This window comes from Pseudarthrobacter adonitolis (assembly GCF_055412845.1).
Map to the genome: position 1 here is coordinate 70,793 of NZ_JBVAYW010000015.1, position 14,764 is coordinate 85,556.

Here is a 14,764-nt window from a genome sequence, read left to right on the forward strand (position 1 = left end):
TCAAGTGTCCGTTCGCGCGTATGTCAGTGGTGGTGGGTCGGTCAGAGGTTCTCGTGTCGGTCAGCGGTTCGCGGAGGCGAGTTCCGGCGTCGTGCATTCAGCGTCGGCGCTTTCCTCTGCGCCTGCCCCCGCCCCTGGCTGGGCCTCCGGCTGGATGTCAACGGTGCGCCGCAGCGGGCGTTCCTTGATGAACAGGACCGAGACCAGGGCTATCACCGCAACGCCGGCGGAGATCAGGAAGACCTCCGCGATGGCGTCGCCGTAAGCAGCGCGCATGATCTCGCGCACTGGTGCGGGCATATCAACGAGGTCCATACTGGCTCCGGCCGACCCGCCCTCCACAGGGATGCCGGCCGCAGCCAGACCCTGCGTGGCGAGTTCGCTGACCCGGCTGCTGAGGACGGCGCCGAGAACGGACACACCGACAGCGCCGCCCACCGAACGGAAGAATGCCACAGACGCACTGGCCGAACCGAGGTCGGACGCCCGGACCGTATTCTGCACCGCCAGGACCAGGTTCTGCATCAGCATGCCGAGGCCCACGCCCAGGATTGCCGTGAAGATCCCGGCCTGCCACAGTTCGGTGGTGTGGTCCATGGTGCCGGCCAGGCCCAGGCCGCCGATCAGCAGGATGGACCCGCCGATCAGGTAGCCCTTCCACTTCCCGGTGCGGCTGATGAGCAGACCGGAAACGACGGAGCCGGTCAGGTTGCCGGCGATCATCGGAAGCGTCAGGAGCCCTGCTTCGGTAGGTGTGGCGCCGCGGGCCACCTGGAAGTACTGGCCCAGGAAAGTGGTTGAACCGAACATCGCGATACCCACGGCCACTGAAGCGATGATGGCCAAAGCGGTGGTGCGTTCGGAGATGATCTTCAGCGGGATGATGGGCTGCTCAACCTTGGACTCCACCAGCACCAGCAGGGCCAGCAGCACCACGCCGCCGCCCACCGTGGCGGCCGACTGCCAGGAAACCCAGTCGTAGTAGGCGGGGTTGCCGGCGAAGGACACCCAGATCAGGAGCAGGCTGACACCGGAGGTCAGCAGGATGGAGCCAAGCCAATCGATCTTGACGTGGCGTTTGATGTGCTCGATTTTCAGGGTGATCTGGAGCAGGATGAGGGCGACGACGGCGAGCGGCACGCAGACGAAGAAGGTCCAGCGCCAGCCCAGCGGGCTGTCCACGATAAATCCGCCCAACAGCGGGCCGCCGGCAGTGCCTACCGCCATCACGGCGCCCATGTAGCCGGAGTATTTGCCGCGGTCCCGCGGCGGGATCATGGTGCCGATAATGGCCTGCGCCAACGCGGTGAGCCCGCCCATGGCCACGCCCTGGATAACGCGTGCGGTGAGCAGAAGCGGGATGGTCTCGGAGAGTCCGGCCATGACCGAGCCGGCCACGAAGATGACAATGCTCAGCTGGACCAGGAGCTTCTTGTTGAAGAGGTCGGACAGCTTGCCCCAGATGGGGGTGGTGACGGCGTTGGCCAGCAGGGCGGCCGTGATCACCCAGGCGAAGTCGGTCTGGGTGCCGTGCAGATCGGACATGATGGTGGGCAACGCGTTGGCCACGATGGTGCTGCTGAGGATGGCGGTGAAAAACGCCGCGAGGAGCCCGGTCAGGGCTTCCATAATCTGGCGGTGGGTCATCGCCAAGGGCGGTGCGGCGGGTTGGCTCGACATATCAGCGCTCCTGGATGTTTTGGGTTGCGGCGGCTGTTACAGCGGTTGAAAGTGCCGGGACTGCATGTGCCCGGGCTGAACGCTTGAGGGACTCCGAGAGTTTCGTCAGGATCCGTGCCGTGTCCTCGGCATCCTCCTGGCTCCAATCGCTGAGGTAATCCTGCAGCGTGGCCGTGCGGTGCTCTTCGATTTTCCGGAGCTTTTCCGCGCCCGCCGGCGACAGGGCAACCAACTGGGCGCGGCCGTCGTCGGGATCCTGCCGCCGGATGACGTAACCCTGCTCTTCAAGGTCCGCGATATGGCGGCTGAGGACGGGGGCGCTGACGCCGAGCCGCGCCGCAAGCTGGGTGGCGCGGGATTCCCCCTCCCCCACGAACCTGAGCACACCCTGCAGCGCAACCCCGGTGTCCTGTCCGCGGAAGCTCGCTGCGGCGACACATCGGACCACCCTTTGGAGGTCGAAGATGCGGTAGACAAGGTCCGCTGCGGTGTCCGGGGCGACTGCCATGATTGAGCCCTCCTCTTTTGTTTGCCTGAGGCAACTATATCCCTAAAGTGATTGCTTTGGGAAACTAAAGAAGAAGATGGCAGGTTCAACGGCCCTTAAACGCCAAGCGCGAACCGGCAGCTAACGCCCTCAAATTTGCTTGAGGAGGGTATTAGCTGCCAGTTCGCGCGTGGTTGGTGCTTGGTGTTCAGCCGTCCAGGTGGGTGGGGCCGAACATCTTGAGCAGGGTTTCAACGACGACGACGTTGGGTCCGTCGGAAGCGAAGCCCGCCTTGAGCGCGTCCCCGACGTCCTCGGGGGCCACTCGTGTGGCTGGCACACCGAACGCCTCGGCGAGCTTCACGAAGTCGGGACGCGCGAGCTCGGTGGCCGTGGCCTTGCCGAACGCGCCCACCATGTATTCGCGCAGGATGCCGTAGCCGCCGTCATCCACGATCAGCCAGGTGACCGGGATGTTGTGCTGCTTGGCGGTGGCGAGTTCGGAAATGGAGTACATGGATGAACCGTCACCGGACACGGCAAGCACTCGGCCAGGTTTGCCAAGCGTTTCCAGCCCGACGGCGCCGCCGATGGCTGCCGGGAAGCCATAACCCAGGCCGCCCGCACCCTGGGCGGAGTGGAACTGGCCCTGCCGTGCATCCCAGCAGCTCCAGCCCCAGTACGCGGAGATGGTCATGTCCCAGAAGGTCTGCATGTCCGCGGGGACGGCTTCGCGGATGTCTGCCATGAACTTCAGCTCTTTGCCCAGGTCCTGGGATTCGAGCCTTGCCTTGACCTTGGCGAGCGTGCCCTTCACCAGGTGTTCGGGGGCGGTCCCGTGCCAGCTGCGGGTGGTGTCGACGGGCGCGACCAGGGCTTCGTCGAGGGCGGTGAGCGCCTGGCCGGCGTCGGCGCGGATGCCCAGGCCGGGGCTGTTCGATTCGAGGACGCGCGGTTCGGCGTCGATCTGGATGATGCGGCCGCGCGGCGCGAACGTGAAGTAGTTGGACGTGACCTCGCCGAGGGACGAGCCAATGACAATCAGGACGTCGGCATCCTCCAGGAGGTCCGTCATGTGGCGGTCCTCGATCCAGGACTGAAGCGAGAGCTCATGGTTCCACGGGAAGGCGCCGTTGCCGCCCGGCGTGCAGATGACCGGTGCCCGCAGCTTTTCGGCAATCGAGAGCAGCGATTTTTCGGCCTGGCCCCGCCGGGTACCGCCACCGGCGATGATGGCGGGACGTTCCGCCGTCGACAGCCATTTCACCGCTTCCCGGACCAGCTCCACGCGGGGCGGGTTGTCCGCTGCTTCGGCGAGCGCGTCCTCCACCGGGGGCACCATGATGGGATCCAGCAGCACGTTCTGCGGGATTTCCAGCCAGACCGGGCCCTGCGGCGAGGAGATGGCTTCAGTCCAGGCATCCTGGATGGCCGACGGAATGCCCGACGCGTGCTGGATCAGGCGCTGGCTCTTGGTGACGTTCGCGGCCGAGGCCTTCTGGTCATCGAGCTGGTGCAGCATGCCTTTGCGGCGGGCGCCCAGTCCCTCGAGCGGGATCTGGCTGGCCACCACCACCATTGGCACACCCGTGGCATAGGCCTCCTGCAGGCCGGCCAGGGACGTCAGCGCACCGGGTCCGGTGGACAGGAATAGCACACCCACTTCACCGGTGGCGCGGGAATACCCGTCCGCGGCGAAGGCGCTGTTGTTCTCCACGCGGGAGGACACAAAGTGCAGGTTGCCGCGGCCCATGGCGTCAAACAGGCCGAGCGCGTGCTGGCCCGGGATTCCAAAGACGGTCTTGGCGCCGAGCGCTTCAAGGGTTTCGACGACGAGGTCCCCGCCGTTGCGCTGGCTGGTCCGTCTGTTGTCCCCTGCGGGCGCAGCTGCTGCGCCCGGATCGAAATCAATCATGGTGGCTACTCCTTGGTTCCGGCGGCGAACCCGGCAGGATGGCGGGCTTCTTGGCCGAGAGCTTGCGCGGCGTAGCCGTTGGCTGTCCCGAACCGGTCACCTTCAACAGCATTGTCCGCCATCAGGGTGATCAGTTCATAGGCCACATGGCTGGCAGCCACGCCGGTGATTTCGGCATGGTCGTACGCAGGAGCAACCTCGACGACGTCGGCGCCCACCAGGTTCAGGCCGCGGAAGCCCCTGATAATTTCCAGGAGTTCCCGGCTGGTGATGCCGCCGGCCTCCGGGGTACCGGTACCGGGCGCATGTGCGGGGTCCAGGACGTCGATGTCCACGGAAATGTAGAGCGGGCGGTTGCCGATCCGGTCGCGGACCTTGGCCACCGTCTCGAGGACGCCCTGGTAGTAGACGTCAGCGGAGGTGACGATGCCGAACCCGAAGCGGTGGTCGTCGTCGAGATCCTTTTTGCCGTAGAGCGGGCCGCGGGTGCCGATGTGGCTGATCGCTTCCGTGTCCAGGATGCCTTCTTCAACGGCCCGGCGGAACGGCGTACCGTGGGTGTATTCGGCGCCGAAGTAGGTGTCCCACGTGTCGAGGTGGGCATCGAAGTGCAGCATGGCGATGGGGCCGCCGGCCCGCTCGGCGGCTGCGCGAAGCAACGGCAGGGCAATGGTGTGGTCCCCGCCGAGCGTCACCAGCTTGCTGCCAGCCGCGGTGAGTTCCAGGGCGTTCTGCTGGATGGTTTCGATGGCTTCGTTGATATTGAAGGGGTTGACCGCCATGTCGCCGGCGTCAGCCACCTGGACGTTTTCGAAGGGGCTGACGTCCCAGGCCGGGTTGTAGGGCCGGAGCAGCCGGCTGGCCTCGCGGACGTGGTTGGCGCCGAACCGTGCGCCGGGGCGGTACGAAACACCCGAGTCGAAGGGCACTCCCACCACCGTCACGTCAGCCTTGGCCACCTGGTCCAGGCGCGGCAGGCGGGCGTAGGTTGCAGCGCCGGCATAGCGCGGGATACGGGATGAATCGATGGGGCCAAGGTTGCCGTTGGCTTCGATGCGCAGCTCTTTCAAAATGAGCCTCTCCTTCGAGGATTGATCGGCGGGTGTGACAGCCATCATAGCCTGAAGTTTTCTTATGCGCATCAGTTGTTTACAAAACTCTCCCTCGAAAACCGGAAGAGCTTGGCGCCATAACGGCGCGCGTCCGAAGAACCGCCTACCGGCTGGCGGCGGGGACCAGGACCCAGAGAACCTCGACGGCCTCGTCGGTGGGATTGACCCACGTATGCGGTTCGCGGCCCGGGAAGGTCACGGTGTCGCCGGTGCTGAGCTCGTATTCCTCGTTGGTCAGGATCAGCCGGATGCGTCCCTTGATCACATGGAGAACATCAACGTCGCAGTCCACGGCGTAGAGCTCAGCCTCGCCGCGGCCATGCGGCTCGATGATGGCCTGGATGATCTGGATGCGCCGTTCGGAACGGGCAGTCAGCAGCCGCTCCACGATGCCTTCGCCACCGAGGGAGATACGGGGCCCGTCGTTCCGCTTGGTCAGGTGTGTTTCCGGGGCCACAAACAAATCGCCGATGGAGATGGACAGGACCTGGCACAGGGTCACCAGGGACGCGACCGACGGCGACGTAAGGTCACGTTCCACGCGGCTGAGGAAGCCCTTGGTCAGGCCGGTGGCGTCGGCAACCTGCTCGATGGTCAGCCGCTGGGACTGCCGGGCGGCACGGATTCGGGAACCGATGGCAACGGGAACGTTGCTCGGCTCAACTGGCAGTGCCTTCATGTGCGGACCTTTCATGGCCGGCGATGCGGCCCCATCTCTGGAGCAATCCTAATGGCCAGCAGCAGACGTGACACCGCGAGCGCGGCGGCGAACAACAGATAGTGCGGCGGACCTTGACTGTTGCGTCGGTCACAGCATACGCTTCCCGGCAACAAGTGTTGCCCGTGAGGCAATATTTAAGGCACTCTTCCTCCCAATTCCACAAGAGCGGCGGAATACCGGCGTCCCGAGCAGCGCCGCCGGGACTCCAGAAACGCTGCAGATCAGCTCCAAGGAGCCCCAAATGGACGCTAACTTCGTCAACATCGCCATAGTGGTGGTGTACCTCGTCGCCATGCTTGCCTTCGGCTGGTGGGGCAAGTCCCGCACCAAGAACAACAGCGACTTCCTCGTTGCCGGCCGCCGCCTGGGACCCTTCCTCTACACAGGCACCATGGCCGCCGTCGTCCTCGGTGGAGCCTCCACCGTGGGCGGCGTGGGCCTTGGCTACAAGTTCGGTATCTCCGGCATGTGGCTGGTGGTGGCCATCGGCGCCGGTGTGCTGCTGCTCAGCCTCCTCTTCGCCGGCACCATCCAAAAGCTGAAGATCTACACCGTCTCCCAGATGCTCACCCTTCGCTACGGCAGCAAGGCCACGCAGACCTCGGGCATCGTCATGCTGGCCTACACGCTCATGCTATGCGCCACGTCCACCAGCGCCTACGCCACCATCTTCGTGGTCCTCTTCGGCTGGGAGCGCTGGCTCGCCATCGCCATCGGCGGCGCCATCGTCCTGGTGTACTCCACCATCGGCGGCATGTGGTCCATCACCCTCGCGGACCAGGTGCAGTTCGTCATCAAGACCGTGGGCATCTTCGCCCTGATGCTGCCGTTCACCCTCAACGCAGCGGGCGGCCTCGACGGCATCCGCAGCCGCGTGGATGAGAGCTTCTTCCAGATGGACGGCATCGGCATCCAGACCATCATCACGTACTTCGTGGTGTACACACTGGGCCTGCTGATCGGCCAGGACATCTGGCAGCGCGTGTTCACCGCCAAGACCCCCGGCGTAGCCCGCTGGGGCGGCGCCACCGCAGGCATCTACTGCATCCTCTACGGTGTAGCCGGCGCCCTGATCGGCATGGCGGCGAGCGTTGCCTTGTCCGGCATGGAGATCGCGGCCAAGGACGACGTCTACGCCGAGGTTGCGCAGACAATCCTGCCCGTCGGCATCGGCGGTCTGGTGCTCGCCGCCGCCGTGGCAGCGATGATGTCCACCGCCTCCGGCGCCCTGATCGCCGCGGCCACGGTTGCCCGTGCCGACGTCCTGCCGTTTGTTGCCAGCTGGTTCGGTAAAGACATCAACACGGACGACACCGACAATCCCGAGCACGACGTCAGGGCCAACCGTCTCTGGGTCCTGTCCCTCGGCATCGTGGCCATCCTGATCGCCATCATCACCAAGGACGTGGTTGCAGCGCTGACCATCGCGTACGACATCCTGGTGGGCGGCCTCCTGGTGGCCATCCTCGGCGGCCTGGTGTGGAAGCGCGGCACCGGCATCGCGGCCGCGGCCTCCATGGCAGTGGGCACAGTGGTCACGCTCGGCACCATGATTGTGCTCGAGATCAACGCGAAGGCACCGCTGGACGGCGTCTTCGCCAACGAGCCGATCTACTTCGGCCTGATCAGCTCGGCCGTGGTCTACGTGGCGGTCTCGCTGCTCACCACACCCACGGAACCCCAGGTTATGCGCAACTGGGTCCGGCGCGTCGCCGGCCAGGACAACGAGGAAGTTCCGGCGATGGCTCCGGCGCCGTAATCTCGACAGGCCCGGTCACCGGAGACAGGCTCGATCAAACGCAGAGCCCGTTCACCGCAGAGTACGACGGCGGCACTCCCCTTCGCTTCCCGGCGAACCGGAGTGCCGCCGTCGTTCGTTCTATTCCGTTCCGCGGAACTCGTCCTCATCGAGTGGAACCACACGCTCCTCGGCGTCCACTGCTACCGGGGGCGTGGGAACCACCGCTTCTTCGGCGTCCAGGAATTCGTCCTCGGTGTCCCAGTCGTCTTCGCTGACCGGTACGTCCTCGGCGTAGTCATAAGCGGGATCCGATTCAACAGATTCCAGGTGCGGCATGTCCGGGTGCTGTCCGGTGGTACTCATGATTCGACCTCCGTTTGTTCGCCTGACCTGCTGTCTCGGTGGGCCCGGGCGGACGCCACTCTTTCATCACAGCACCGCCGGCGAGCCCGGTCAAGAGCCGCCGCAACCTGGCCGGGCATACCCGGCGGACCGACATATTTTGAGGGAAACCTAAACTCCGCAGTGAGGGCAGCCAGCCGAAAATCCGCGGAATTCCGCGGTAAGCTGGGCGGTGCAATGGGGCCGAACCATGCCCATCCAGCACAGGAGCCTTGCGTGTCTCAGCACCCCAATCCCCACCAAGCCCGGCCCGCGGAATCCAACCCGTCCGCGCCGCAGCCCACCCCGGCCGACCTCCGCCGGTGGCGCCAGTACCTGGCGGACGAACGGGCAGAGGCCGCCGTCTACCGCGATCTCGCCCAGAACCGCGACGGCGAGGAGCGCGCCATCCTGCTGGCCCTCGCCGAAGCCGAAGGACGGCACGAAGCCCACTGGCTGCGGCTCCTCGGCGACCACGCCCAAAAGTCTCGGCCGGCATCCCTCCGCAGCCAGTTCCTGGGCTTCCTGGCCCGCCACTTCGGCTCCGTTTTCGTCCTTGCCCTCGCCCAACGCGCTGAAGGCCGCTCCCCCTACGCCTTGGATCCCAACGCCACGGACGCCATGGCAGCGGATGAACAGATCCATGAGGAAGTGGTCCGCGGCCTCGCAACCCGTGGCCGCAACCGGCTCGCCGGCACGTTCCGTGCCGCCGTTTTTGGCGCCAACGATGGCCTGGTCAGCAACCTCTCACTGGTGGTGGGCATGGCCGCTTCCGGAGTGGCAAGCGGTGTGGTGCTGCTCAGCGGTGTGGCAGGGCTCCTCGCCGGTGCAATGTCCATGGCCGCGGGCGAGTTTGTCTCCGTGCGGTCCCAGCGCGAGCTCCTGGCAGCCACGCGTCCCACCCAGATCACCCTCGCCGCCGCCCCGAAACTGGACATCGAACACAACGAACTTATGCTCGTCTACCTGGCGCGCGGGATGTCCCACGAAGCGGCCGAACACCGCGTGGCGGAACGCATGGGCCTGCTGAACTGTGACTGCGATCCCAGCCTGTCGCTGCAGCCCGAGCTGCCGGAGGCGGAAGACCAGCATGAGGCCGTGGGCACCGCGTGGGGGGCGGCGCTTTCCAGCTTCTGCTTTTTCGCGTCCGGCGCCGTGGTCCCCATCCTGCCGTTCCTGTTCGGCCTGACCGGGGTGGCCGCCCTCGTGGTAGCCGCGGTGCTGGTGGGGCTGGCGCTGCTGACCACCGGTGGAATCGTGGGCCTGCTGTCCGGGACGTCGCCGCTGACGCGCGGGTTGCGCCAGCTGGGCATCGGCCTGGGCGCCGCCGCCGTGACCTACGTGCTGGGGCTGGCCTTCGGCACCGTGGTGGGGTAGCAGCCGCGGGCGCGGCGAAAGCCGGCCAGGAGCTAGCCGCCCAGCACCGCGAGCGCCTCGTCCAGACTGTCCACCAGGAAAATCCGGTCCTCCATGGCCCGTCCGGCAGCCAGCCGTTGGAGCATGGGCCACGCGGGATACTCGTGCTCCCAGTGGCGTCGTCCCACCAGCACCATCGGTGTCACGGCTTCGCGGGCGCTGTGGTAGTTCTCGCAGGCGTCCTGGAACATTTCCTGCACGGTGCCGGCCGCTCCCGGCAGGAAGATGATGCCGCCGTCGCACAGTTCGAGCAGGATCGCCTCATGGATGGCGTTGGCTGTGGGTCGCAAAATAGTTGGGCGGTTCATGCCCGTAGAACCAGGTGGGGATTCCCAGCGACGGCGGCCGCCTCGCGTGCCCACGCGGACACCAGCGCCGAGGCCAGGGTGGCGTCCAGCCGGTTGCGCTGCCCCGGGCTGCTCCACTGGTACACCAGGGCGTCAGGCAGCTACTCATAGGGTGAAGTTTCCAGGCCTACGTACAGTTCCTGCGGCGTATAGAGCCGCGCCCGGTAGGGATCGAATGGCACCTTCCACGTCCAGGGTTTCCAGCGCCGCGTTCCGGCCACGCAGATCCGGGGACTGGGCGTGCCAGCCGTGCATGGCCACCGCTACAACAACGACCAGCCGGTCGAAGGCCTCCAGGCTCTCAACCTCTAAGGTCCGCGGGCTGGGGACCAGGCCACCGGAGGGGTTCACGCCGCGGACCTAGCTTGCCGCTCCGGCCGCCCCGGCTACGTGCGCTTCCAGCCGGGCCAAGGTCTTTTCGATGCTGACGGGGTGGCGGCGCAGATATCCTGCCAGCCGGAGGAAAACCTTGCCGCGGACCGCCCTGGCGTCCCATTGTTCGGTCACGCGCGTGCCGACAGTACCGTCGGCGCCGGTGGCCGGTTCCAAGACGTAGCGCCACACGTGGCCGTAGAAATGGCGCCAGGCGACGCGCCGGCCTTCCTCGAATTCGCAGACCGTGTTCAGGATCTTGTAGTCCACGGCCATGTTCATTTCCATGCCGAACCGGGCTCCGAGGCTCAGCCGTTCCGGGCCGCGAGGCTGGGCACCCTTCACCGTGCCGGAACCGTCGATCGCGCTGTGCAGCGCCGGTGTGGCCAGGACTTCAAAGATCACGTTGGGCGGAGCAGCGATGAAGCGTTCACGGGACACAAGGTATCGGTTGTTCATCACCCCAGCCTAGGACCACGGGCACCAATGGCAGCGCGCCGGCCAGTGCAGCCGCGGTGGTCCGGTTCCGCACGGTACGCATTGTGCAACAGCACGGCCATAGCCTTGACCGCCGAAGTTCGGCTGATATTATCAATAAAGGCAGTATGTCCTATCAAGCGAACATAGTAGGACATGGATTCCCTCCCGGGCCTCGGGCGGGCACCAGCTTCCGGCATGGAACGAGGAATATCTAGTGGCGAATCAACTTGGTCTCATCATCGACCGATCCTCGCCTGTGCCCCTGTACCACCAGGTGGTACAGGGTATCGAGGCCGCCATCCACAGCGGAATCCTGGAACCCGGCAGCCGGCTGGAGAACGAAATCGATCTCGCGGCCCAGCTGAACCTCTCCCGGCCCACGATGCGCAAAGCCATGGACGAACTGGTCCGCTCCGGATTGCTGGTCCGCAAGCGCGGCGTGGGCACCCAGGTGGTCTCCAGCCAGGTCCGCCGTCCCCTGGAACTCTCCAGCCTGTTCGATGACCTCTCCAATAACGGCAAGAAGCCCACCACCCAGGTGTTGACCTTCTCCCACATGGAGGCCGACGCAGCGACGCTCGCCACCCTCCAACTGCCGGCCGGGTCCAAGGTTTACCACTTCACCCGGCTGCGGAAAGTGGGCGGTAAGCCCCTTGCCCTGATGGAGAACTGGGTCCGGGACGACATCGCCAGCATGGACGAAGCCATGCTGGCCTCTGAGGGGCTCTACGCCATTCTTCGCCGCGGCGGCGTGAACTTCCGCCTGGCCTCGCAAAGAATCGGCGCGATGATCGCCAACGACTACCAGGCGCGCCTGCTGGAGGCCGAGGTTAATTCCGCCCTGGTCACCATGGAACGCACCGCAACAGACGACGCCGGCCGCCGGGTAGAAACCGGACACCACGTGTACCGGGCGGATTCTTACAGCTTTGAAATGACACTCGTACAGCGATAGCGCAAGGAATATATCAATGACTAACTGGGTCTACCCCCTGGGCAGCGCCGCCGACGGCGGTTGGGACATCTCGCTCGGAACCTCCGATTCAACCCTGGCCGTGGACGGCTGGGCCCATACGGGCCTGAAGGTGGCCACCTTAACTGCAGGGGCCGCCGTCGTTCTCCCGGCAGCGGACGAGGAGCGGATAGTGGTCCCGCTCAACGGCTCCTTCACCGTCTCCGTGGACGGTGAAGAGTATGTCCTGAAAGGGCGGACGTCCGTGTTCCACGGCCCCAGCGACGTGCTGTACTCGGGAACGGGCCGAGCCGTCACCGTCAGTTCCGAGGACGGCGGCAGGTTTGCCGTTGCCACAGCTCCGGCCAAAGCCTCCTATCCCACCCGCCTTGTCACGGCGGCGGAGACACCCGTGGAACTGCGCGGGGCCGGCAACTGCTCCCGCCAGGTCCATAACTTCGGCACGCCTGCGGCCCTCGAGGCTGACCGTTTCATCGTGTGTGAAGTCCTCACCCCCGCCGGGAACTGGTCCTCCTACCCTCCGCACAAGCACGATGAGGAAAAGGACGGCGAAACGAACCTCGAGGAGATCTATTACTTCGAGACGCAGGTGGCTGCGGGTTCCGGGGCACCCGCCGACGCCGATGCCATCGGATACCAGCGCGTATACGCCTCGGATGAGCGTCCCATCGACGTGTCCGCCGAGGTCCGCACGGGCGACGTCGTACTGGTCCCCTACGGTTGGCACGGCCCCGCCATGGCGGCCCCCGGCTACGACCTGTACTACCTGAACGTGATGGCTGGCCCCGGTTCGGTCCGTGAATGGCTCATCAGCGACGACCCGCACCACGGCTGGGTCCGCCAAAGCTGGAACGGCCAGGACATCGATCCCCGGCTGCCGTTCGGCACTTAGACAGGTTCGGCGCGTAGGCAGGCAGAACCCAAAAAACTCCCCTTCGGAACATGGTTCCGGAGGGGAGTCTTTTTCGTGGGCCGCCTGGCTTGCCTAGCCAGGGCTCGCCTAGCCAGCCTTGGCCGCGGCCAGCACCACCCTGACCGGGACGCCCGTGGCCAGCGATTCCTGCGCGGCGTCAGCGCTTCGCCCACATCTCCATGAACTGGCACGGAAGACCACTCCGTACAGGCCGGCCCCTCTTCCGGGTCCATTATTCGCGGCCTTGCTCGCCGGTTTTCACAGCCGGAGTCTGGCCTATTTCTTATGGACGATGTAGATGGCGCCGGTTGTGACGTCTTCCTCAAGCGCCTCGAGGGTCCGGCCCCGGGTTTCGGGGACCTGGGTATAGATGAAGATCAGCGCCAGGATGCCGATGACGCCGAAGAGGAAGAAGGTCCCTGTGATGCCGACCGCCGCCACCAGGGACGGGAAGAACAAGCCGAGGAAGGCATTGGCGATCCACAGGCAGAAGATGGAGACGCCGATCGCGAAGCCGCGGATGTGCAGTGGGAAGATCTCCGAGAGCATCACCCACACGGCGATGTTGAGGAACGTCTGCATCGAGCCCACGAAGGCAACCACCAGGAAGAGGATCACGAACGGCCGTGCCGGGTCGCCGACCGGCAGGGCGATCGAGGCAATGCCGATGAGGAAGTGGCAGATCGTGGTCAGAATGAAGCCGGTAATGAGGGTGGTGCGGCGGTTGATGCGCTGCATCAGGGAGAGCCCGATGATTCCGCCGATGACGGCGATGACGCCGGGGGCGATGTTGGCGATAAGCGCGGCGCCCGAGTCGAAACCGGCCTCGATGAGCACGGACTGGCCGTAGTACATGATCGAGTTGATGCCGGTGAACTGCTGCGCGACGCCCAGGCCGATCCCGACGAGGAGGATGCGCAGGATCCACTTGTTCTTCAGCGCGCCCCAGCCGGAGATGTTCATCTGCTTTTCCTCTTCTGTGAGGTGCTTGACGTCAGCCATTTCCGCGGCGGCACGCTCGGGCGAACGGATTGTGGAGAGAACATCCAGGGCTTCCTGGGTGCGGTGCTGGGAGATGAGCCAGCGCGGGGACTCGGGCATCCGAAGCATGCCGACGAACAGGGCAATGGCGGGCAGCGCGGCGACGGCGAGCATGATCCGCCAGACCCCGGGGATTTCTCCCCAGACGTTGCCGATGATCGCGTTGATGACGAACGCCGCGAGCTGGCCGATGACGATCATGAGCTCGTTGCGGCCCGCGATCGAGCCGCGGATCTCGTAGGGTGCGAGCTCGGCGAGGTACACCGGGACCACCGAGGAGGCACCGCCGACAGCGAGGCCCAGGATGACGCGGCCGACGACCATGACCTCGAAGTTCGGTGCGACCACGCAGGCCAGGGTGCCGGTGAGGAACAGGACGGCCAAGAGGACGATCGTCTTTCGGCGGCCCCAAGTGTCGGAAAGGCGGCCGCTTCCCACGGCGCCGGCCGCTGCTCCGAAGAGCAGGGAGCTTGTGACGACTCCCTCCGTGAGCGCGGTCAGGCCGAGTTCGGCGGTCATCGGCCTGAGCGCGCCGTTGATCACGCCGGTGTCATAGCCGAACAGCAGGCCACCGAACGTGGCAACAAGGGCAACCATGCCAAGACGCTTGCGATGAGGCCCGTCAGTCAAAGGCGGCAGCGCGGCCGGTCTAGACGATCCGCTTTGCACATGGGCAGTAGCCATCAGGGACTCCTTTGTCGGGGTTTCGCGGAAGACGTGATCCGCATCTCAGCAATACTAGCGAACAAATCCTTAAATGTAAGGACAAACTGACAAACTTCGTAACCTGTGCTCATAACAACCTCTCACGCGGCCGGTGACGCAGAAGTTGGCGTACCGCCGCCACTGTCGCCTTCGCACCGGACATGTGGCTGCGCACCATCTGTTCAAAGTCCATGCGGTAGACATGGTCCGAGGTTTTCCGTAGAACGAAGTCGACGAGGTGCCGCCGTTGATGACCGGACCCCGAGCACGGTGCTGTCCGGGGATCCGGACGGGTATACACGTGATGTCGATGCTTTGGGTGCTTTGGATGGAATGCGTCGCCTGGTGAGGTTCAGCGGTTAGCTCTGGCGGGAATAGGATTCCCACTTGTGGGCCTGGTGTTCGCCGTCGACGAAGCGGACGGTGCCTGATTTGGACCGCATCACGATCGACTGGGTCAGCACCTTGTCCTTGGCGTAG

Annotated in this window: 12 protein-coding genes and 2 pseudogenes; 4 read left to right on the forward strand and 10 right to left on the reverse strand. The window is 65.3% G+C overall.

Annotated elements, in window-relative coordinates:
* Positions 1 to 60 precede the first annotated feature (60 nt).
* The 5 genes from ACZYZ4_RS14545 to ACZYZ4_RS14565 all read right to left on the reverse strand — a co-directional run bounded on the left by ACZYZ4_RS14545 (position 61) and on the right by ACZYZ4_RS14565 (position 5,873).
* Entirely contained in the window at positions 61 to 1,680 is a 1,620-nt protein-coding gene (locus tag ACZYZ4_RS14545) for an MFS transporter (RefSeq protein ID WP_463861987.1), read from the reverse strand.
* Between the two features lies 1 nt (position 1,681).
* On the reverse strand, positions 1,682 to 2,188 hold the full coding sequence (locus ACZYZ4_RS14550) for a MarR family winged helix-turn-helix transcriptional regulator (protein WP_463861989.1): 507 nt from the start codon (positions 2,186 to 2,188) through the stop codon (positions 1,682 to 1,684).
* Between the two features lie 187 nt (positions 2,189 to 2,375).
* A complete protein-coding gene (locus tag ACZYZ4_RS14555) occupies positions 2,376 to 4,082 on the reverse strand; it encodes a thiamine pyrophosphate-binding protein (RefSeq protein WP_463861991.1) in 1,707 nt (568 codons plus the stop codon).
* Positions 4,083 to 4,087: 5 nt separating this feature from the next.
* Positions 4,088 to 5,152: an agmatinase gene (speB, locus tag ACZYZ4_RS14560; RefSeq protein ID WP_463861993.1), complete on the reverse strand. Its 1,065-nt coding sequence runs from the start codon at positions 5,150 to 5,152 to the stop codon at positions 4,088 to 4,090.
* Between the two features lie 145 nt (positions 5,153 to 5,297).
* On the reverse strand, positions 5,298 to 5,873 hold the full coding sequence (locus ACZYZ4_RS14565) for a helix-turn-helix domain-containing protein (RefSeq protein ID WP_463861995.1): 576 nt from the start codon (positions 5,871 to 5,873) through the stop codon (positions 5,298 to 5,300).
* 283 nt (positions 5,874 to 6,156) lie between these two features.
* Between ACZYZ4_RS14565 and ACZYZ4_RS14570 the strand changes: the two genes are divergently transcribed.
* Positions 6,157 to 7,674, forward strand: coding sequence for a sodium:solute symporter family protein (locus tag ACZYZ4_RS14570; protein ID WP_463861997.1), 1,518 nt, complete (start codon positions 6,157 to 6,159; stop codon positions 7,672 to 7,674).
* Positions 7,675 to 7,794: 120 nt separating this feature from the next.
* Here the strand turns inward: ACZYZ4_RS14570 and ACZYZ4_RS14575 are convergent, their stop codons facing one another.
* Positions 7,795 to 8,019: a hypothetical protein gene (locus ACZYZ4_RS14575; RefSeq protein WP_463861999.1), complete on the reverse strand. Its 225-nt coding sequence runs from the start codon at positions 8,017 to 8,019 to the stop codon at positions 7,795 to 7,797.
* Between the two features lie 255 nt (positions 8,020 to 8,274).
* On the opposite strand from ACZYZ4_RS14575, the gene ACZYZ4_RS14580 reads away from it, so the two are divergent.
* Entirely contained in the window at positions 8,275 to 9,414 is a 1,140-nt protein-coding gene (locus tag ACZYZ4_RS14580) for a VIT1/CCC1 transporter family protein (protein ID WP_463862001.1), read from the forward strand.
* A 32-nt stretch (positions 9,415 to 9,446) separates the two neighbouring features.
* Here the strand turns inward: ACZYZ4_RS14580 and ACZYZ4_RS14585 are convergent.
* Positions 9,447 to 10,151 (reverse strand): annotated as a pseudogene (locus ACZYZ4_RS14585) (hypothetical protein).
* A gap of 9 nt (positions 10,152 to 10,160) precedes the next feature.
* Positions 10,161 to 10,631, reverse strand: coding sequence for an SRPBCC family protein (locus ACZYZ4_RS14590; protein WP_463862003.1), 471 nt, complete (start codon positions 10,629 to 10,631; stop codon positions 10,161 to 10,163).
* Between the two features lie 235 nt (positions 10,632 to 10,866).
* Between ACZYZ4_RS14590 and ACZYZ4_RS14595 the strand changes: the two genes are divergently transcribed.
* Both ACZYZ4_RS14595 and iolB read left to right on the forward strand, forming a co-directional pair.
* The gene (locus ACZYZ4_RS14595; protein WP_463862005.1) at positions 10,867 to 11,607 is read left to right on the forward strand and encodes a GntR family transcriptional regulator; all 741 of its coding nucleotides are present in this window, start codon (positions 10,867 to 10,869) and stop codon (positions 11,605 to 11,607) included.
* A gap of 16 nt (positions 11,608 to 11,623) precedes the next feature.
* Positions 11,624 to 12,517 carry a 5-deoxy-glucuronate isomerase gene (gene iolB, locus ACZYZ4_RS14600; protein ID WP_463862007.1) on the forward strand — a complete coding sequence of 298 codons (894 nt, stop codon included), beginning with the start codon at positions 11,624 to 11,626 and terminating at the stop codon, positions 12,515 to 12,517.
* 297 nt (positions 12,518 to 12,814) lie between these two features.
* Here the strand turns inward: iolB and ACZYZ4_RS14605 are convergent, their stop codons facing one another.
* Together ACZYZ4_RS14605 and ACZYZ4_RS14610 are read right to left on the reverse strand one after the other, a co-directional pair.
* Positions 12,815 to 14,263, reverse strand: a complete 1,449-nt coding sequence (locus tag ACZYZ4_RS14605) for a sugar porter family MFS transporter (protein ID WP_463862009.1) — start codon at positions 14,261 to 14,263, stop codon at positions 12,815 to 12,817.
* Between the two features lie 380 nt (positions 14,264 to 14,643).
* Positions 14,644 to 14,764, reverse strand: a pseudogene (locus tag ACZYZ4_RS14610) (fructose-bisphosphatase class II); the annotation flags it as partial.

Coding starts and splice junctions, on each gene's coding strand:
- ACZYZ4_RS14570 (WP_463861997.1), top strand. CDS start 6,157: ATGGACGCTAACTTCGTCAACATCGCCATAGTGGTGGTGTACCTCGTC.
- ACZYZ4_RS14575 (WP_463861999.1), bottom strand. CDS start 8,019: ATGAGTACCACCGGACAGCACCCGGACATGCCGCACCTGGAATCTGTT.
- ACZYZ4_RS14565 (WP_463861995.1), bottom strand. CDS start 5,873: ATGAAGGCACTGCCAGTTGAGCCGAGCAACGTTCCCGTTGCCATCGGT.
- ACZYZ4_RS14545 (WP_463861987.1), bottom strand. CDS start 1,680: ATGTCGAGCCAACCCGCCGCACCGCCCTTGGCGATGACCCACCGCCAG.
- ACZYZ4_RS14605 (WP_463862009.1), bottom strand. CDS start 14,263: ATGGCTACTGCCCATGTGCAAAGCGGATCGTCTAGACCGGCCGCGCTG.
- ACZYZ4_RS14550 (WP_463861989.1), bottom strand. CDS start 2,188: ATGGCAGTCGCCCCGGACACCGCAGCGGACCTTGTCTACCGCATCTTC.
- ACZYZ4_RS14590 (WP_463862003.1), bottom strand. CDS start 10,631: ATGAACAACCGATACCTTGTGTCCCGTGAACGCTTCATCGCTGCTCCG.
- ACZYZ4_RS14555 (WP_463861991.1), bottom strand. CDS start 4,082: ATGATTGATTTCGATCCGGGCGCAGCAGCTGCGCCCGCAGGGGACAAC.
- iolB (WP_463862007.1), top strand. CDS start 11,624: ATGACTAACTGGGTCTACCCCCTGGGCAGCGCCGCCGACGGCGGTTGG.